This is a genomic window from Pseudoalteromonas sp. SG45-1 (assembly GCF_014164135.1).
Lineage (GTDB): Bacteria > Pseudomonadota > Gammaproteobacteria > Enterobacterales > Alteromonadaceae > Pseudoalteromonas > Pseudoalteromonas distincta.
Genome location: NZ_JACJEP010000003.1, coordinates 166314 through 187327 on the forward strand (window position 1 = coordinate 166314; position 21014 = coordinate 187327).

Consider the following 21014-nt stretch of genomic DNA (forward strand, 5'->3'; position numbering starts at 1 on the left):
TTATCTTGACGCTGGTGTATTTAATAAATATACGGAGTTCATAAAAGCAATAAATGTATATAGAATCGGACTCGAATATGCTGACAAGCCAAATATACAAACAAAAAAGGATATTATGGTAGGAAAAATCCAAAGTGACTTTTTATCATAACAATATAGAAACAAGAATTTTTTAGAGAAACATGCGATTGATAAGATGAATATTGAAAAAACGATTATTCCACCTTCGATTAAAACTTCAAAATACGTATTATGTAGATAATGTATATCTGAAAAGTATAATATGTTATATGTTTTAAATTGAAATATACCTATTCCAAATATTTCGTTACCTTTAAATATATGCAAACCTTGGCTCCATATATCAAAACGTCCACCACCGTTCTCTAACCCTGAAATCCTTTTTTCTAGCACTACATTTATAATATCAAAATCGAGTATCCATTTAGATATTATAAAAAATATCGATACTATTAATGCTAAATAAATTATTTTTTTATAATCGCTTCTTAAAATATATACCACCCCACCGATAAGAAGTGAAGCCATACCACCTCGTGAAAGTGATAATAAAATAAGAATTATAAAACCATAAGCGTACAATCTTTTGTCTTTAGAATCTAAAAAATAAAATACAAAAACTAAAGATATTAATGATAAAAAATTTGGATCTGTACTTATACCTATAGCTCTCACGATACCTTTTTCTATCATCACACCTAAAAACTTCTCGCCTTCATTTAGACCAAAAAGGAAAAAGAAACAAAAGCCTAGTAAGTAAAGTGAAATTGAAAGCCAAAAAATAAGTTTTCCAACCTTAGAAAAAACATTTAACAAATTAGCCAAACTTAATCTAGTAAAAAAACAACGGGAGATTAATGAATAATTTATTACTACCCCTAAGCCTAAAATCATAATCAATGTTTGTGATGGCTCAATCGCATTAATTCCCGTAAATGAAAAGAGAATATAAAAAATTAAGAGTAGGAACTCATCAACAAGGAGCTTTTTAGGTACAACATACAGAGCACTTGCTAATAAAAATATAAAAATGATATGAAACAACTGAATTGATATACCGATATCAAAATTTAACCTCGAAGCAAAAATAGAAGCAAAAATAACGAAACAATAAACTCTATTTTTAAGATTATCGCCTTTTTCAAACCTCATAACAGCCCCTGGCTAATTTAATCAGACTACAACGAATCATAAAGTTCTTGTGTTTTCTGAGCGATTATTTTGATATCGAATTTTTCTGCTTGCATCCTAAGCTTACCACTTTCGGAAATTGATTTTAGAACTCTTGGTGTTGGAGCTTTCCAAGAACATAGAGTATCGCTTAGTTCTGAATCTAAAACCCAAGAAACAACCTCATCTGAGCTTTTATAAATTACGGGACAGTTATAGCTTAACGCCTCTAAAACCACATTAGGAGTGCCTTCTTTTTCTGAGAAAAAAATCATTCCTAAAGCTCTAGAATAGTAATCACTTAGCTCTATAGCATTCATGACACCAAGGAACTCTACATTATTCATACCTCTTTTTACAATAAACTCCTTACAGTCTGAGTAATAATCCATTTCAAATTCACTAATACTAATATCTTTAGGGCCAATAATATATAATTTAGAACTAAGCTTTTCGTAGTGTGTATAATAGTAATCTAAAATACCAAGAACATTTTTTCTAGAAATTACCGCACCAACGCAAATAAAAAAGTTATCTCTCTCATTGTTTTTAGTTATTTCAGGTAAATTAACGCCATTAGGAATTAATACCAACTTCTCGTTGTATAGACCTACAGACCTATTCAGTTTATCTATCTTTACATTTAAAGAATTTATTTTATTCACTCGCTTTAATATGAAGTCAACAAATAATACTTTTCTTCGAAGCAAAGAGGGTAAGTCATCAACGCCCTCTAAAGTGCACTTTAAATACGTTTTTTTATTTAAAGCCGTAGCCAATAAAAGAGCTAAACTATGGAAACCATGGAAGTGGCATATATCATTTTTCTTCACTTTAAAAACGAAAAAAAAGAATAAAAAAACACATCTAAATAATTTATTAATTGGCAAATCAATTATGTCTTTATGTTTTTTTTGACTTGGTACTTTTCTAAATTGGGAGTTAACAAACAAGTTGTTCATATTTAACTCTGCAGATAGTTTCATAGCCTGCTTTGTAGCACCACTGTAATCCCAATAATTATAAACAAAATGATAGACTTTTGGTAACGAACTATTCATATGGACTCTCTTGAATTTGACACAAAGTTAAATATCAGAAAAACTTAAAACAGAAACTTAAGCTAATGAAATTAACTATTTAAATACTTATTTCTGTTATACCAAGCAGACAATAAATATATTTGATAGATCAATCGACCTGAAAATACCGAGTATTTATTATTCTTAAGCATGTTTGCTTTGAGACGCTCTATCAAAGTTAGTAAGTTTTCACATTCCCACAAACTGCACCGTGTAATCTCTGCCAAAAACCAATCCCAATTATTTAACAATGGTGTTTGTGAGTCATAGCTAAAACCAAGTTTACCTAATGCATCAGAATCAAGACCTACACGTTTTTTTAGCATTTCACGCAAAACAAGCTTGTTTTTTGAGGTTTTGCGGTCAAATAAAAACTTTTCTGGCATGTTAGAGAAGTATCTTGCCACTTGCTGGTTAGCAAAAGGTAAAATTAAATTCGAGTTTATTGAGTCTGCGAAATTTCTAGCTTTCCTAATATGTAACTCTGAGGCTAAAATTGGTGTTAGAACACTTGTTCTGAAATCAATCATATCTCTATTTTTATTCAACTTACTTTTCCCCTTCCAGTATGGGTATACATTATTCGACGCTGAAAACACCTTCTTTGTGTCGGAATAACTTAGCCCTGTAACGCCACACCTTTCTGCGGGGGTCTTGAGAAGTGCAGATAATAAACTCTCAGATTTAACAAAACTCCTTAAAAAGCTTGCATGATGAAGGAACTTAGATAATAAAAAAATATCTAATTCTCTCTTAGATGGAGGTGTCATCATATGACTATCATTACCACCGCCATCAATAATGTTTGAATCTCTGAGCTCTGGCAATTGATGCGCGTATAAAGGATATGCCAAAGCTACATTATCGGTACAGGGAAATGGGGAATTACTAAAATATTCTTCTAAAGCAGCCTTATGTGTATTTTCTAATCGATCTATTTCATACAATATACGGTGTTTAAAACCGAGTTTTTTAGCTATTCCAGCACTAACGTCACTCTCATCTACCTCCCCCTTTGATTTATGTGTAATTAACGTCACACGATTTTGCCAACCAGCCTCAGCCAAAGCTAAAGCTATACTATTACTATCCTTACCTGCGCTGTGAAACAGGAAGGTAGGTTTAGAGGTGTTAATTCTTTTTATTGTGGCTTCGGCTAACATTTCAAGAATTAAGTCTTCGTTGGGCAACATATCTTGCTCAGTCGAACGATTTGCGTTGATAAAAGGAAAGTCGTGATCAAAATCTAAGTTAATAGTTCCATTTACTGAAGTGACTCTAACTCTATCGCCAATGCCAAGAATAAAAATATTTTTATAAGCTGTTCTCGGCGGAGGTATTACACCGCTTTGAAGTAAAAAAGAAATTCCACAATTGGATATATTAATATTTTTTTTAACTTGACCATCATTAAACAATGCATTTACTGATTCACTGTATAAAAGTACCTTTTTATCATCAGATAAAAATAAATAAATCGGGAATTCACCAGCCAAATCTGCTTTTAATGAAAAGTCAGGCTCGCTTGAGGTGTGTTTATTAATCATGCTTTCACTCTATTCAATGCAAATTTAAAATTTATTATCTTCTCTTTTTAGAGCAATGTAGCAGATGCTATAGTCTAATAAAAAAAGAGCTCGCGCAAAAGTTAAAGAAACTGCCCCCCCCATTAGACCAAAAAAATGAATAGCAATAATTGCAACGAGCGCTGAAATTAAAGAGACACGAATTGATATATTTCTGTATATTTTATCAAAACCATTAGGCAAAAAATAACCAATAGAGATTGCGTTTGATAACCCTAGAAACAAAGCACCAATACTCAACACAACAAAGTACTTAGAAGCATCTTCATAAGCAGCGCCCAACAAAGCTGTGATTATTGTTTTTCCGAATAAAAACACACCTAAAATCGGTATTATTGAAATAACGAAGTTCAAAGTTAGTAACTTTTTTACTTGACTTACTTTGGACATTGCTACTGTAGAATAAATTGATTTAGATATAACATTTTGAACGGTAAATATGACTGATATAAGCTTTGAAGCTATTGCGTATTGAGCAAACTGTGCAAGTGGAAAGATTGTGCCTAAAATTATAGTTGGAAGAGAATTATATAAATTTGGCGCTAGTAGTCCTATAAATACATCCTTACCATTTTTAATATCATAAGCAACATAATTGAATATAGGCCAACCAACTCCGTATTTACGCTGCGCAAATAATGCAAGTAAAACCCCACCTGCAAGCAACGGTACTGTCATAGATAATACCGGGTAAATAATGTCTTCTGATGTTTTGACAAATGAAATTATTACTAGCAGGTGTATGGCTTTTATTGCCAATGATACTTTCAATAAAGGCACAGTATCTCCCATACCTTGAAAAAACCAAATAGGGGTAAGCGCATAACCTAACAAATACACAAAACCAAATGTGTAAATATAATTGGCTAAATTTCCAAGTTCAAATACCAAACAATATAACGACGCTAAACTAAAATATACTCCCGCTAAAAAAAGTCTCAGACCTTGGTATTTTGTATAAAGGAAATTAATAGTTTTCTTTTTTTTTCGCGCTTTAGATAAAACCCTGACAGCTGTAAACTGCGTTCCATAATCAATAATAGTGTGACCAAAAATCATCACCATAAAAAAAAGCATTAGCTCACCATATAGAGCTGGTTGTAAAGCCCTTGTCAAAATAGGCATCGTAATGATAGGAATCAACAATCCTAAAACATCAATAGATCCAAAACTGAGTAAATTTTTGAATATTTCTTTATTATTTTTCATTAACAATCTCAACCATTATCACATCCCCCTGATTCAATGCTATTTACATCAATGTTTTACATATGACTTTACTACTATTTAAAGAATAGTAACTCCAAACTGCATATACGTCAGATTAATGGCTTAACTGGTGGCTAGGACAATGTAGTGCCACATCTACTTATCATCAAAACAGCTATTTTGCATGGCTACATACTAAGGTGCATTTAATAAAAACTAATAACAGACGGTTAGTAGCTACAATCGACTGCTAAGACCGGTTTTAGTAATTTAATATCAAAGTTATTCACATACGTACTAAACACTTTCCTAAATTAAAACGAGCAATTACTATATCATTGTAATTGCTCGTTTTTATACTTCCATTTAAAAGTAACCAATAGACCCTCTTATAAATTATTTATCGCTTTTGTACTCGTAATTATAGTATCCGTAATAGCCATACGCATTACTTGCTTTTTTAACAACACCGTTAAAAACCACGCCTTTTACGTCTATGCCGTTTTGTTCAAAACGATTACGGGTTAGGTCAATTTCACGTATGTGGTTTTGGCCAAAACGTGCAACTAGTAAGGTAGTACCCGAATGTGCACTTACAATTGCAGGGTCGGTTACTGCAAGTATTGGAGGAGTATCAATAATTATAATGTCGTAAGCAGCGCTTACTTCTTCAACTAATTTACTAAAGTTACTATGCATTAATAGCTCAGAAGGGTTTGGTGGTATTTGCCCGCGCGTAATAACACTTAAGCCCTCAACTTTAGTTGGTTTAGTAACTTGCTCTAGGTTTAAACGGCCTGATAGGTAATCGCTTAAGCCATCATCCCACTTTAAACCAAACTGGGTTTGTAAGTAGCCTTTACGCATATCGGCATCAATAATCAGTACTTTTTTGCCGCTTTGTGCGAGTACTGAAGCTAAGTTGACCGATATAAATGATTTACCCACACTTGGGCTTGGGCCCGATATAGCAATAATGTTATTTTTAGCTTCCATCATCGCAAAGTGCAAACTGGTACGCAAACTACGTAGTGCCTCTATTGCTAGGTCGGCTGGATTATCGAGCGCGAGTATACTTTTAGGTTTATTAACTTTGTTTTTGCGGGCTCGCTCGGCAAAACCACTTAGTTTATCTTGATAATCTGAGTGCGGTACACTTGCGTATACCGGTAAGCCTAGTGCTTCAATTTCTGCAGGGTCTTCAACGCCTTTGTGCATTGCCTTTTGTATAAGCACTATAGCCACAGCTAACATACCGCCTAGCATAGTCGCCATTACGACTATTAATGCTTTTTTAGGTTTAACTGGCTTGCTGGTGTTTACCTCGGCGTAGTCAATTATACGTACGTTACCTACAGTGCCTGCACGAACTATATCAAGCTCTTGTGTTTTACTAAGCAGTAAGGTGTAAATTTGGTTACTTACTTCAACATCGCGTTTTAAACGTAATAACTCTTGCTGAGTTTCTGGCAGATTACCTACCTCACCTACAAGCTCTTTTTTTTGGCTTTCAACCGCTTCTATTTGCTCAAGTATACCTTGGTACGAAGGGTGGTCTTTTTTAAACTTTCGGCCAATATCTAAACGTTTTAGGTTTAGCTCTTGTAACTTGGTTTCAAGCTTAACTACTTGTTCAAGCACGCCTTGGGTTTCGAGTGTTATGTTTATTGATTGGCGTTTAATTTGGTAGTCGTTAAAGCGTTGCTCTGCGTATTCAAGCTGCTTTTTAATTTCAGGTAATTGTACTTCTAAAAACTCTAGCGACTTTTGCGCCTCTGCGCTATTGCGCTCAACATTTCTGCGTACATAAATAGCAGCTACTTTATCAAGCACTTTTTCAGCGTAGCTCGGTTTAGTACTTTGTAAGCTTAAGTTAATTATACCGGAGTCTTTACCTTTTTCACTTGCACCAATAGCAGTTTGCAAATCTAAAATAGTATTAAGGCGATCTTTACGGGTAATTGTAAACTCTGTACCAGGGCGCGCATTTAAAGTACGAATAGTTAAGTTAAATTTACCGTTTGTAAGCTCCTCGCCCACTTTACCCGATAACATTTGCTCGCCGTCACCATTTAAAAGTGTAAGGCTACTATTTCCTTGAGCTACAACCGTGAACTCTTTATTGATTGCAAAGCGTGGTACGTCAAACCTAAATACATTTATACTCTCGCCGCCCCATGCGTAGCTACTTGCACCAAAGCTTGGCTCAGCTAAATCGCCATCTTCCATTGGGCTAAAAGTGCGGTAAGCTCGGCTACCTATAAACGGGAATAGTTTAGGCTCTGCTATAATATCAAGCTTTAAAGTGTCTACTGCCTCACCTATTATACTGCGCGACTTTAGTAGCTCTATTTCGGTTACTGCTGCGGATGTGCTTTCGAACATTCCTGCCATATCGTCAAAACCAGGGACTGATGCGCCGCCGTCTTCAACTTGTATCATGGCTGTTGCTTGGTAAACAGGGGTACTTAATACTGCATAAATAACACCTACAAACATAAACAGCGCGGTTACGGCTACTATAAAATATTTGCGATCGAGCAATGCGCCTAATAGCGCCATTAAATCAATTTCTTGCGTTGGTTGTGTGTTATTAGTGCTTTTATTATTAGCGTTACTAGCGCTGTTATTCGGCTGGGTATTCATTAAATTAGCCATTCCTTATAAATACTTTTGCCAAGCGCTACATGCGCTGTCGATTAATGTATAAACGTGTTCAAAAGCCTCTTGGCTTTGGCGGTAAGGGTCTGGTATTTCGGCGTTATTAATCCACTTACCGAGTAAAAACGTTTTACCACGCGCCTCAGGGTAGCGAGCATGTACGTCTTTTAAATGGCGTTCTTCCATTACCAGTATTACGCTATTTTGCGCAACTAAGTTTGATGTAAGCTGCTGGCCTTGGTGAGCGTCCATATTAACGCCATGTGCGAGCGCTATTTGTTTTGCTTTTGCATCTGCTGGTTTGCCTTCAAGTGCTGTTAACCCAGCAGACGATACTTTAATATTTTTGCCTTCAAGCTTTTGCTTTAAAACATATTCACCTGTTGGGCTGCGGCAAATATTGCCTGCACACACCACTAAAACTGAATCAAACATTTTTAAAAACCCTTAGTTTGATGAAATATCGTCTAGGCTATCAACCGATGCTACCGACGGTAATAATAAACTTATTACACGGTTCCAACGGGCAAGTGGTGCCGATGTTACATATACAATATCGCGCGGTTGTAGCTCAAACTGCTCAGCTAATACCATTGCCGCTATATTTTTAGCGTGTAATTGGTATACGTTTGCAATAACACCGGTTTGCTCTACGTCACTTTTACGCAGTACAAATACACCATTAGCGTCTGCTGTTGCTTCGTTTAAGCCGCCCGAGTCGCTTAGCGCTTCGGCTAAGTTTAAACCATAACGGTTAAGCGTTACTGAACCTGCTTTTTTAACATCGCCTAATACAAATATTTTTTGTGTATCGTTACGATTTACGTGCACTATGTCGCCATGTTGTAACAAACGGTTTTGCGAAATGTCACCATGGGCATAAAAGTCATCAAGTTTAATAACTTCTGTTTTGTCGCCACGGGTAAATGTTACTGTGCGCCAATCGGCTGCATCAGTCAAACCACCTGCTTGGTTTAAGGCATCAATTAAGGTAAGTGGTATTTCGGTTACTGGGTATACGCCAGGCTTGTTAACTTCACCGGTAACGTAGGTTTTTTGGCTTCTAAAGCCCACTACTTTTACGTCTACTTGCGGGTCTTCTATTACTCGGCTTAAGCGTTTTACAAGCTCATTACGTACTTGGCTTATTGTTTTACCAGCAGCGGGTATATTTGGTGCGTAAGCGTAAGTAATGGTGCCGTCTCGCTGTACTCTAAAGCCGTCAAACTCTGCGGTACGTTGTACTGCTGCAGGTATTGTTAGCTCAGGGTGATCCCATACACCTATTGTTAGTACGTCGCCAACACCTAGTTTGTATTCGTAGTTACTTACATTTAAACCAGCGGTGCTTGAAATTGGTTTAGCAGCTATACGCGCTTGATTTTGTTTATTTATTAGTTGCGAGTCAATTATTTGAATGTTTACTTTTTCGAGATCTTGTTCAAGGTTTTGTGTTTGCTCGCCTGAGTCTATACCTTCAAAGTGGCTGCCGGGAACTATTGTACAGCCGGTCATGCTTAGTATTGCGAGTATTGATGCGAGTGATTTACAGCTTAACGCCATTGTAGAATCCCAAAGTTATTTTAAATATTGCACTTACTCACCAACCTTGGTGAGCACTTGTATTTTAGCCGACTAATTAAAGCATGCGCACTATTGTGAAGCAATAGCCTTTGCTTTGTAAAAGCTTTGTAACTAAGTTTTTAATTAACACTGAAATTATATCAGTATTTTCATAAGGTCTTTATGAATAAATTTAATTGATAGCCGTTTTTAGTAAAGCACTTAACGCATTCATCATCAATTGCACAAAGAGAAGCAAATGATGAGTAAATGAGAAGCCATTTAAACAAGTGCTTTATGGCTGCTTACTTCTCTAAAGCTCAGCGCCCTCGACATCTTCAGATTAACCACTTAAAGATTTATTGCACAAAGAGAAGCGAATGAGGAGTAGATGAGAAGCCATTTAAACGAATGCTTTATGACTTTTTATTTCTCTAAAGCGCAGCGTGCTCTTAACCCTTTTGTGAATAACCCTTATTACGAGTTTTGCTCGTCACGCCAGCAAGCTACTCGTCTACGAGTGACCTTAACCACGGTGTTAAACTTTGCCACGGGGCTTCAACGTTAAAAGCGCAGCGTGCTCATAACTTCTTTTTGAAATACATTTATTGATAATTGCACAAAGAGAAGCGAATGAGGAGTAAATGAGAAGCCATTTAAATAAGTACTTGTGGCTGTTTACTTCTCTAAAGCGCAGCGCCCTCTTAACCTCTTTGTGAATAAATCACTTAAAATATGATTGCACAAAGAGAAGCGAATGAGGAGTAAATGAGAAGCCATTTAAACAAGTACTTTATGGCTGTTTACTTCTCTAAAGCGCAGTGCCCTTGACCTCTTTGTGAAGAAGTTCTATTACGAGCTTTGCTCGTCACGCCAGCAAGCTGTGCGTCTACAAGTAATTAACCACAGTGCTTTAGGCACGCTTCCGCCCTTAGGTTACAGTTCCTATGTACTGATATATAGCTATTTTTTACGCTGTTACGCTTTAGCTATTATTGCTTAATATCTTTATTATCTACACTTACTTCAATTTTTTGATTAAGTAAGTTAATTAGTAAAATACTGCGCAGGTCGCCATCTGGCTCTTTGTATATTGCTTGTATATTACTAAATGAATCGTTATTCACACTTACTACATCACCTGCTTTTGGTATTAGTGATTCTGTGGTAAGTGAACGCTCATTTTTTAGCTGATTAATTATATGTGTAGAAACTAATTGATACTGTGATCCATAGGATACAAAGCCACCAATTCCACGTGTATTTTTTACAGCAGAAAAATTACCGTTTTTTGACTCAAGGCATACAAATAAATAATTAGGGAATAAAGCGGTTTGTTTGACGGTACGCCGACCTTTAACCAACCTTTCGGTAGTTAATTTGGGGTAAAACGCTTCAATCCCTTGATTTTGCAAGTTAGTTTTGGCTCTCTCTTCTTGCTTAGGTTTGCATACGACTAAATACCAACTTTCCATAATAGTCCTTGACACATAACTAAGTTGCAAAAAACACAACGCTAAACTAAATAACGGCGGCATTATAACCACCATAGAGTGCCTATGTAAATAAGCCTTAGTGGTTAATAGCCACTCACATTAGTAAACAATGTTATTGAATTTAAGAGAAATAAAGGCTTTAACGCTGGTTTAGCGCTTACAAAGCAATGTTTAGAGCAAGCTAAACAAAAGTTTAGGAAAAGGTAATAAATTTATTAAAAACCTGAATTCATATGATCTAAAAATTAATATTTAAGTAAGAGCCCAAAGTAATAAAATAATAAAAGCGCGAAATAAATTCGCACCTACAGGTTGGTTCATATTTGTAGGTGAGGTTATTAATTTAGCTCAAGCGCTATAACCTTGAATATTTGTGGCTTTGCTTCTACCTTAAAATTCAATGTAACAAATTGATAACAAGGAAGTGCAATGCAAATACTTCATCATGGTGCGGTTAATGGAGTTACCGGTTCGTGCCACGAACTGGTAATTAACGAGCAAACAAGCGTGCTTGTTGATTGCGGGTTATTTCAAGGCGAAGACTCTAAAGTCGATCTTTCAATTGAATTTGATATTACCCATGTTACTGCGCTTATTGTCACCCATTGCCATATTGACCATGTTGGCCGAATTCCTTACTTATTAGCAGCTGGTTTTAAAGGCCCTATTTTTACAAGTATTGCATCTGCCAGCTTATTACCTTTAGTAATAGAAGATGCTTTAAAAGTAGGTGTAACCCGCGACCCTAAAATTATAGCTGCCTGCTTAAGCTTATTAAATAAACGTATAGTAGCTGTTGACTATAAAGCGTGGTTTGAACTACCTTGCAAAGGGCTCAATAAAGCTAAAGCGCGGTTTCAGCGTGCTGGGCATATATTAGGTTCTGCCTACGTTGAAATTGATATTACAAATAGCAATAACAACAAACATCGCGTTGTATTTTCAGGGGATTTAGGCGCACCGTATACCCCGCTACTCCCTTCGCCTAAAGCGCCTTATAAAGCCGACACCCTAGTTATTGAATCAACCTACGGGAATAAAAATCATCAAGGCCGTAAAGAGCGCACTCAAACGCTAAAAAACATTATCGAACGCGCTGTTAGCGATAATGGCGTGGTGTTAGTGCCAGCTTTTAGTATTGGGCGTACACAAGAGCTGCTATATGAGCTGGAGCAACTCATACATAGCTCATCTAAAAAGTCTAAGTGGCGAGACATTCACGTAATACTCGACTCCCCTATGGCAGCCAATTTTACTGAGCAATACAAAAAGTTTAAATACCTATGGGATAGCGAAGCCAAACGCAAAGTTGCAAACGGTAGGCACCCGCTCGATTTTAAAAACCTAACTACGGTTGATTCACACAAGGAGCATTTGGCTGTTATTAACTATTTAAGTTCGCGACAAACACCAGCCATAATATTAGCGGCAAGTGGTATGTGTACTGGTGGGCGAATAGTTAATTATCTTGAGCGATTTTTAAATGATAAAACCACCGATGTATTGTTTGTAGGTTACCAAGGAAACAAAACGTTAGGTCGCGAAATTCAAAAATATGGCCCACGTAATGGGTATGTTTTTATAAATGATGCTCGCATTACTATAAACGCAAAAGTACATACAATTAGCGGGTACAGCGCCCATGCCGATCAAAACGGATTAATTAAGTTTGTAACGGGTATGCATAAAAAGCCAAGCCTGATAAAAATTGTGCATGGGGATGATGATGCAAAAAATGCTTTAGCTAATAAGTATAAAAAATTATTAAGTGACAAGATAATAATTGAGATTGGAAGGGGGAAGTAAGCCTCCCCCTTTGGTATGAAATACATTATTTAGCTATAAGACGAAGACTGTATACTAAAGATTCTCTTATATTTTATAAGCTGGCAAATTTAGTTGTAGATGCAGTTATTGCGACACAATAAACCTACTTACTAATAAATTATAAGCTTGGGTAAACCTAGTTTTCGCCTAATATAGTTAATTACTTTGCAATAATTAGCCAGTGCAAATAAATAAACGCTAAATACAACTATAAAACTGTAAAACATATAGTATTCAGAAATGTTATAAACTTCGCCCAACATGCCAATTCCAGCAAATATTGCTGCTATAAAACATATTAATAAAAGAGTTTGCAGCGGTGAACAACCAATTCTTTGGCAAATGTGATGTAAATGTTCTCTATCTGGTTTAAAAGGCGATTTTTTTTGCTTAAGCCTACGAAACATAATTGCGACCATATCCATTAAAGGCACCGCTATTAACCACAAGGCCGTTACTGGACGGATCATCGGGCTACCAGAATTTTGGCTGGCTCCAATTAATAGCCAAATTGCGGTAAAGCCAATCATCATGCTTCCTGCGTCCCCCATGAATACTTTTCGCTCACGCCCGACTAAACCTAAATTCATAATGATATATGGGATCATTGTAACAACAAGCAAAATACACAAATAGCTCAACTTTTGCTCTCCTGAGAAAGACAGCAAAATAGCGATACTCCCGAATGTGACTATAGATAAACCTCCAAGTAACCCATCTATTCCGTCTACCATATTAAAAGCATTAATACAGCCTATAACTGCTAATACTGTAATTATTGGCCCTAACCAAGACAAAGTTACTTCACCGTAGCCAAACATATTTCCTAGTGTCAGCATTTGTGCATCGGCATAGTAAATCATTACTATAGATATACCCGTTTGCACCGCCATTCTAAACTTAACACTTAAATCAAACTTATCATCCAAAACACCTATAGCTGTGAGGCTTGTTATGCAAAGCATAAATAAATTGTCGTGGGTAAGCATGCCAGGATGAGAATAAATGTAATGAACAATTGTTATACATATAGCTACACCACCAACAAGTGGAATGTTGCCTGTATGGGCTTTTCTGCCAGAAGGCATATCTACAAGCCCTATATTACGCGCTACTTTTCTCATGAGGAATAACATTGCGAACGCAATAATAAAAGTAAACGAGAGATCTAAAATCATAAAAATTTCCATGTTAACTGGCTTAGTTAACCTTATCTGTTTAGTGTCAGGTAATTTAAAACACTCTCAAGTTTTGAAAGTGCATTTTTTTCTGTATTACTTTCAATATAACAACGTAACTCAGGGGCATTTCCTGATGGTCGGATATGTATTACCTCATTATTGTGTAGGGTAATGCGTAGACCGTCAATTAAGTTTATTGAGTAATCTTGTTTTATGTTTAAATTACTTAGAAATGTGCTTGCGTCAGTGCTCAACTCTTCAATTAAAGCAAAACTATCTTCTCTAGGAAAGTTTTGTAAACGATCGCTCACAGTAAATCGTTGAGGCAGCTTTTTAAGCTGGGCTGAAATAGGAAGTTGCTGACTTAGTAACATTAACGCAGGTAAAAGTGCATCACGAGTAGGCAATGCTTCAAGTAACTTCCCGTTAACGCTTATATCTGAGCCTAATAGATAGCCACCATTTGCTTCAAAACCAGCAATATTAGAGTGCTCTTTATTCAAGTTAGTAAATTCAGCAATTACATAAGGCGATCCGATTTTTGTCCTTACCACTTTTTTAAAACTATTCGACAACTCAATAGCGGTATTACAGCTCACAGGCACGGCTAGCGAATCAATATTTAATAATTGACTACACAACAAACCTAATATGTCGCCACGGAGCCAATTACCGTTTTCATCTGCAATTAATGGGCGGTCACCGTCACCATCCGTTGAAAATATAGCGTCAAAGCCATATTCGTTAGACCAGTTTAACGCTTTTTGTTGGTCCTCATCTGATACAGCTTCAGTGTCTATTGGCACAAATTTATCACTACGCCCAAGGCTTATTACTTCAGCCCCTAACTGTTCGAATAAAGTTTTATATATATCGCGTCCAGCACTAGAGTGCTCATAAATGCCTATTTTTTTGCGTGCTAAAGCATCATGGCTAAATAAATCAGCATAGCGACTTATATAAGCCTGTACAGCTGCTTTATCTAACTCTAGTTCAGTTAAGTAGATTTCTTTATTTAGGGCCGCTTTATTAGCTAAGATAACCTGCTCATCTACTTTAGTTATTTCACCATCAGGACGGTAAAATTTGAGCCCATTACGATCAAAAGGTATATGACTTCCTGTAACCATTATGCTTGGTATTTTGTCTTTCATTGCTTTATGAGCAAGCGCTGGTGTAGGTATTACACCATAATATACAATATTTAGGCTAAGTTGTTTTAAACCAGCAGCACAAGCTTGCGCCATTAAATAACTACTTGGACGGTTATCAATAGCTAAAGCAACTGTATTAAAGCTAAATTGTGTATCAATAGATTTTATAAATGCTGTTGCAAATGCTGCACACACTTCAGGGGAAAAATCTGTGACTAGTCCACGTGCGCCACTAGTGCCAAAAGCTATACCGCTATCAGCAATAACCTCTGACGTTATTAAGTTATTATCCATGTAGTACCTTTTAAAACTAATCAGAAATAAATTAAAATATAGTAACTAACCTTCCCAAAACGAACTTAAGGGTAAGGGTGATGATAGCTATATAAAAATTTATTCCGCTCAATTATAGTTAATTAACTCTACCGTAGCGATCTTCAAAACGCACGATATCGTCTTCACCTAGGTAAGAGCCAGACTGAACTTCTATTAATTCTAAATCCACTTTGCCTGGGTTTTCGAGTGCATGCACAGCCGTGATAGGAATGTAAACAGATTCATTCTCAGTTACAAACTGCTCTGAATCGTCAATTTGAACCTTGGCTGTGCCTGATACAACAATCCAATGCTCTGCACGGTGATGATGCATTTGTACACTTAATTTAGCGCCCGGTTTTACTGTTATACGTTTAACTTGAAAACGTTCACCATTATCAACTGAATCGTATTTCCCCCAAGGGCGATACACTTCACGATGCATAGTTGCTTCTGAGCGGTTTTCTAACTTTAATTGCTGAACAATTGCTTTTACATGTTGTGATTGGTCTTTGTGAGCTACGAGTACTGCATCTTTGGTATTTACTATTACTAAGTCTTCAACACCTACAGTAGCTACAAGTTTATCTTCCCCGAATACAAGAGTATTTTTTGTATCAATGGCTCTTACATCTCCTGTAAATGCATTGCCATTCTCGTCTTTAGCAGATACATCCCACAACGCAGCAAAACCACCTACATCACTCCAACCTGCATCCATAGGCACAACAACCGCATCTTGTGTGTGTTCCATTACAGCATAATCTACTGATTCATCTGGGCAGGCTTCAAATGCAGCTCTATCTACACGAATAAAATCTAAATCGTTAGACTGTATTTCAATTGCTTTTTTGCATGCGTCATAAATATCAGGCCGAAAAGCTTTTAACTCTTCTAGATAACGGCTCGCTTTAAATAAAAACATACCACTATTCCAATAGTAATCACCACTGGCAATATACTGTTTAGCCGTGTCTAAATTTGGTTTTTCAACAAAGCTGTCTACTACAAAGCCTGTACTGAACCTTTTGCCGCGCTTTATATATCCGTAGCCTGTTTCAGGTTTATTTCCTACAATACCAAATGTTACTAATTTACCTTGCTTTGCAAGGTCTGCTGCTTTATTAACACTGTCGTGAAACGAGATTGTATCATCTATTAAATGATCTGCAGCAAGCACAAGTAGTAATGGGTCATCACCTTTTTCAATAGCTTTAAAGGCAGCAAGTGCTATTGCTGGTGCTGTATTTCGCCCCACGGGCTCTAAGAATATACCGCTATGTTTTACACCTAATTGGCGGACTTGTTCTGCAGCGATAAAACGATGCTCTTCGTTACAAATTAGCATAGCTGGGCTATGCTCAAGACCATTTAACCTGCTTAACGTATCTTGCAGCATTGTATGCTTACCGCTTAACGATAAGAATTGCTTTGGATAATTGCCACGAGAAAGTGGCCATAAGCGAGTACCTGAGCCACCCGCCATTATTATTGGAATAATTTTATTCATAAAGTACTTTTTTCACCCAATTTTTTAAGCTGAATTCTTTATATTTATCACAACAATCTGAAAAAGGCTGTTCAATGAATTTCGATACATCATTTACAGTTGTCTCACTATGGTAATACAAAATGTTGTTTTCATTATAAAAGTCGTAGTTTTTTATTTCTTTATTAGTCGTTATTAGTTTTTTCCCAGCGGCTAAAGTTTCGATTGTTCTGATAGTAAGACCTACTTGTGATGGATGATTAATATCAATTACCACACGACTATCGCTTATTACATCGATCACTTCTTCTCTAGACATAGAAGTAGAAGATACGCCTTTCAAACTTAACCCAACAAGTTCATTACAAAAATATTTTTTATATAAAAAAACTAGTTTATTTGGTGTATATAAAAAAGAAAATACATTCATATTTGCTGATGTTATTTTTTTTAGTATTTTATATCGGTCAGAATGTGCAGTACCAATAAATGAAAAGTCATACCTATTGCCTTTCTTAGTTCGAATTTCCTCATACTCTGATACATAAAATAACGGTAAAAAACTCACATTGTATTGCTTTGCATCTTTAGGATCGAAAGTAAAAAAAGAATCAGAAACATTGATTAGCTGCTTTGCATTTTTCTTATTTAGAAACGAGTCCCACATATAAGTAATTACTTTTATATCTTTGTTTAGCAGCTTGATTTCTCTAATTAAACTTGATGGTATTGATTCAGGGTTTACGAAAACCAAAAAATCCAAATCACTAATCTGAGGATATATAATTTTTTTGAAATAATTTTCTATATGCTTTTTAATCAACCAACTAAGGTTTAACCTCAATATAGATTTACCTATAAAAGATTTAAATGGCCGCTCGTCAAACAAAGATACTTTTGCTCCAAGAGCTTCGATTTCTTGTTTAATCGACTTATCATACCCAAAAAAAGAAGGGCAAAATAGAAGAACGTTTTTGTTGCTATGATTGTTTGGCACTAGATATCCACTTATTCAATTTAAAATCGTAATACTTAATTTTTTTTGCAGGATTTCCTACATATATGGAGTTGGCATCTATATCTTTACAAACGACTGAGTTAGCTCCGATAATAGAATTATCACCTACGGTTACTCCGGCTAAGATAACCGCTCCTTCGCCAACCCATACATTATTGCCTATTATAACCGGCTTGGTGTAGTTAACTCTCTCAGCTGCAATTTCGTGCGGATGAGTATGAACTTCGCCAGTATATGAACCATGATTTAAATCGCTGATGAATACCCTACTCGCAAGTAGTACGTTATTTTTAAGTATTACTTGCTGCTTTGCTACTATATGTACGCTGTCATTGATTTGACAGTCGTCCCCAATAAACAGTACTTTTTCATTATTCTCTGGATAGGCTTCAATTCTACAATAGCGACCTGTAGATAACCGATTCCCAAATAAAATAAAACGCTTCCCCCTAACTTCAAAAGGAAACCGAATAAGTTTTTGTTTATTGTAAAGTATTTTTGTTAATAAATAACATAATGCTAAGTATATGATATTAATAAAACCCAACTTTTTTAACATTTTTATGTTTCCAGTTTTTATTCTTAAATATAAAATACGCTGTATAAACTTTGATACTGAAGAGGAATCTGTAGAAAAATGAATCTGCTGGAATTTTAATCCTTACAAGTTAGGAGTAAATTTTTAACTTTACATTTTAATAAGACTTTTTTCCCGCTATAAAAAACGACTTGCAGCCTAAATTTTACGAAAGCGGCATATTAAATAAACCTAATTAGTTAGACTAACGAGCGTTTAAATTTATAGTATTTCAGCTACCTAGAGACTGAAACCCATTCATTTATATCTAAGTCATAAATCTTTACTATTTTTGCTGGGGAGCCTACTACTACACAAAAATCAGGAAAATTCCCTTTAACAACTGAGTTTGCTCCAACAGTACAGTGATTTCCAAGCTTGGTACCAGCTTGAATAATTACGCCAGCCCCTATGAAGCAATTACTCCCAATTTCTGTATCTGTTATTTTACAACCTTGATCTAATAGTGTTTTATTAATATCTTTATAATCATGGTCTATATTCGTAATGATAACGTTTGCAGCAATCGTCGTACCTGATCCTATTTCAAGTTTCCCACCCGAAGTTATATGAAAATTTTGAGCAATACCCACATTATCTCCGATGTTAATAGTTCCTCGACCATGAGTTTCTATTCTAGAGCCTGGAAATATTCTTACTTTTTTTCCAAGCGAAACCTTATTGAGCCCCTTGAAAAAGATAGGGAAGCTAAAATATGATGGGAAACCTATTTTTTTGCAAAACAGCTTTAAAATCAGGCCTGATAAAAACCATTTTAATTTAAACATCACAGTCATCTAACCTTTACTATAAGTTTGCGTCTCAAGAATTTAAGCTCGTAAAATATCTTATAAAAACAATACATAGTTCTCGATATTAATTTATTCTCTCTGGATTTAACGAGGATTTTTAGTGTACCTAAATGCATTTTTTCTAGATCCCCAGATAAGCCGCTGTCGCCAAAATTATTTTTACCGTTACCCGTTGTAACTAAAGAGTCGGGGACATAATAAAAATCACCTTCGTGGCATAGCCTTACCCACAACTCACCATCTTCTGCGTGGGTCATAGTCTCATCATAGTAACCAACTTTATCTAATAATGACTTTTTTACCAAAGCAGTAGAAGTTTGTGGGAACATTTTGATCAGTAGATCATCAACTGTTGCTTTGTAAAGCTTATCTATTTTATGCCCTAAAACTGTTAACTCTTCATTATTTCTTGCACAGCCAATGAAATCGATACTTTTAACTTCATCTATAACTTTGAACTGCTTATCAAGCTTACAATCTAACCAAACATCATCAGAATCTAAAAATGCAATCCACTCACCAATAGCTTTTTCTATTGCATAATTTCGAGCGCTGGATACACCACCATTTTCTTTACTATAAACGGTTAAGTTATTAACTTTCTCTGAATAGTTACTGGCAACTTCAAAGGTGTTATCAGTTGAGCCATCATTAATAACAATAACTTCGAAGGCTAAGTCGTTTATGTTTTTTTGATTATATACTGAATCTAATGCATTAATTATCGTTTTTTCTGCATTATAGGCAGGAATTATTATTGACAGCTTCATTTGAAAACGTTTTTCCATATAGTAGTTATATTACAATCAGACCAATTATGAGCAGTGAGCTTTGCACCATTACTGAGACTAGCTAATAACTGCTCATTATTCATTAAATCTATTAACTTAGCTTTATATTCAGCTTCAGAATCAAGCGGTATTAAAAAACCATTTCTATCATTTATGATGTCCTTAGGCCCCGAAGGGCAATTAAAAGATATCAATGGCAGACCAAACCCGATAGCTTCAAGAAGGACCATACCAAAACCTTCGCTACGAGAAGTAAGAGCAAAAATTGAAGCATCTCGATAATACTTTTCGACTTTGCTTATTGGTGGTAACAACTTTACTTCATTCTGCAGATTGTAATTGGCAATAAAATAAGATAAATCATTAGCAAGCTCCCCCTCTCCAACTATATGTAGTTGCCAGCCATACTTGTACTTGCTAGGTATTTCTGACCATATTTTTAAAAGAGTTAATTGCTTTTTATCATCTGTAAAACGGCCAATATTGAGAACAACTTTGTTTTTTAAATTACTAAAACTATAATCAAGCTTAGGTTTGTAATGTGGGGTATGGACAACTGGAAAATTATACGCTTTGTAATACTCTATGTCTTGTGTAGTCGGAATACAGTAAGAATTACAACTCTTATAAGTTAGTTTCTTAATTAATTTATAGGTAAAATTATAATTATTAGATGCACCATGCTCAGATATTATTATTTTATTTTTAGGTATACTTGCAAATAATAGTTCTATCTGTGCGAGCGGATGTGTTATGTATATATAGTCAAATTCACGTGATTTTAAATAATTTCTCAACTTAAAGACACTGCTTACAATATTATTTAATGTTGAGACTCCTCTCTTAATTCGACTATTCATATTAAGGTTTAATTTATTTTGGATGGATTCAATTTTCACATTATCTTTTATGAAGTAGAAGCTATCCCCATCATCCTTAACCAAAATTGTAATATCATAGAAACTACTCAATTGATTCACAATCTCGGATACTATTCGCTCAATCCCACCTGAAGGTGCTAAAGAAGGTAAATAAAAAATTATTTTTTTCATGACATAGACC

General features: G+C 35.5%; 17 protein-coding genes. 1 reads left to right on the forward strand and 16 read right to left on the reverse strand.

Going from position 1 to position 21014, the window contains the following annotated elements; genetic code table 11:
- The 8 genes from H5117_RS04530 to rfaH form a co-directional block, all read right to left on the reverse strand.
- The gene (locus tag H5117_RS04530; RefSeq protein ID WP_182736276.1) at positions 1-1173 is read right to left on the reverse strand and encodes an O-antigen ligase; all 1173 of its coding nucleotides are present in this window, start codon (positions 1171-1173) and stop codon (positions 1-3) included.
- A 26-nt stretch (positions 1174-1199) separates the two neighbouring features.
- A complete protein-coding gene (locus H5117_RS04535) occupies positions 1200-2252 on the reverse strand; it encodes a glycosyltransferase family 4 protein (protein ID WP_182736277.1) in 1053 nt (350 codons plus the stop codon).
- 71 nt (positions 2253-2323) lie between these two features.
- On the reverse strand, positions 2324-3820 hold the full coding sequence (locus H5117_RS04540) for an asparagine synthase-related protein (RefSeq protein ID WP_182736278.1): 1497 nt from the start codon (positions 3818-3820) through the stop codon (positions 2324-2326).
- Between the two features lie 24 nt (positions 3821-3844).
- A complete protein-coding gene (locus H5117_RS04545; protein ID WP_182736279.1) occupies positions 3845-5068 on the reverse strand; it encodes a lipopolysaccharide biosynthesis protein in 1224 nt (407 codons plus the stop codon).
- Between the two features lie 396 nt (positions 5069-5464).
- Entirely contained in the window at positions 5465-7714 is a 2250-nt protein-coding gene (locus H5117_RS04550; protein ID WP_182736280.1) for a polysaccharide biosynthesis tyrosine autokinase, read from the reverse strand.
- A gap of 15 nt (positions 7715-7729) precedes the next feature.
- Positions 7730-8164, reverse strand: a complete 435-nt coding sequence (locus tag H5117_RS04555; protein WP_182736281.1) for a low molecular weight protein-tyrosine-phosphatase — start codon at positions 8162-8164, stop codon at positions 7730-7732.
- 12 nt (positions 8165-8176) lie between these two features.
- Positions 8177-9292 (reverse strand): polysaccharide export protein, encoded by a 1116-nt coding sequence (locus H5117_RS04560; RefSeq protein ID WP_182736282.1) that lies wholly within the window; start codon positions 9290-9292, stop codon positions 8177-8179.
- Between the two features lie 992 nt (positions 9293-10284).
- Positions 10285-10767: a transcription/translation regulatory transformer protein RfaH gene (gene rfaH, locus H5117_RS04565; protein WP_182736283.1), complete on the reverse strand. Its 483-nt coding sequence runs from the start codon at positions 10765-10767 to the stop codon at positions 10285-10287.
- Between the two features lie 450 nt (positions 10768-11217).
- Here rfaH and H5117_RS04570 point away from each other — a divergent pair, with 450 nt between their 5' ends.
- On the forward strand, positions 11218-12594 hold the full coding sequence (locus H5117_RS04570) for an MBL fold metallo-hydrolase RNA specificity domain-containing protein (protein WP_182736284.1): 1377 nt from the start codon (positions 11218-11220) through the stop codon (positions 12592-12594).
- Between the two features lie 131 nt (positions 12595-12725).
- On the opposite strand, the gene wecA is transcribed toward H5117_RS04570, so the two are convergent.
- The 8 genes from wecA to H5117_RS04610 form a co-directional block, all read right to left on the reverse strand.
- Positions 12726-13793 carry a UDP-N-acetylglucosamine--undecaprenyl-phosphate N-acetylglucosaminephosphotransferase gene (gene wecA / locus H5117_RS04575; RefSeq protein ID WP_182736285.1) on the reverse strand — a complete coding sequence of 356 codons (1068 nt, stop codon included), beginning with the start codon at positions 13791-13793 and terminating at the stop codon, positions 12726-12728.
- Between the two features lie 32 nt (positions 13794-13825).
- On the reverse strand, positions 13826-15244 hold the full coding sequence (locus H5117_RS04580; RefSeq protein WP_182736286.1) for a phosphomannomutase: 1419 nt from the start codon (positions 15242-15244) through the stop codon (positions 13826-13828).
- 118 nt (positions 15245-15362) lie between these two features.
- Complete coding sequence (locus H5117_RS04585; RefSeq protein ID WP_182736287.1) at positions 15363-16775, reverse strand: mannose-1-phosphate guanylyltransferase/mannose-6-phosphate isomerase; 1413 nt, start codon at positions 16773-16775, stop codon at positions 15363-15365.
- Positions 16768-17751 (reverse strand): lipopolysaccharide biosynthesis protein, encoded by a 984-nt coding sequence (locus H5117_RS04590; RefSeq protein ID WP_182736288.1) that lies wholly within the window; start codon positions 17749-17751, stop codon positions 16768-16770. The genes H5117_RS04585 and H5117_RS04590 overlap by 8 nt, the downstream gene beginning before the upstream one ends.
- On the reverse strand, positions 17735-18331 hold the full coding sequence (locus H5117_RS04595) for a DapH/DapD/GlmU-related protein (RefSeq protein ID WP_182736289.1): 597 nt from the start codon (positions 18329-18331) through the stop codon (positions 17735-17737). The genes H5117_RS04590 and H5117_RS04595 overlap by 17 nt, the downstream gene beginning before the upstream one ends.
- Before the next feature lie 254 nt (positions 18332-18585).
- A complete protein-coding gene (locus tag H5117_RS04600; RefSeq protein WP_259404250.1) occupies positions 18586-19137 on the reverse strand; it encodes a DapH/DapD/GlmU-related protein in 552 nt (183 codons plus the stop codon).
- Between the two features lie 5 nt (positions 19138-19142).
- Positions 19143-19931: a glycosyltransferase family A protein gene (locus tag H5117_RS04605; RefSeq protein WP_182736291.1), complete on the reverse strand. Its 789-nt coding sequence runs from the start codon at positions 19929-19931 to the stop codon at positions 19143-19145.
- Positions 19928-21004 (reverse strand): glycosyltransferase, encoded by a 1077-nt coding sequence (locus H5117_RS04610; RefSeq protein WP_182736292.1) that lies wholly within the window; start codon positions 21002-21004, stop codon positions 19928-19930. Before H5117_RS04610 ends, H5117_RS04605 begins: the two co-directional genes overlap by 4 nt.
- Between the last annotated feature and the right edge of the window lie 10 nt (positions 21005-21014).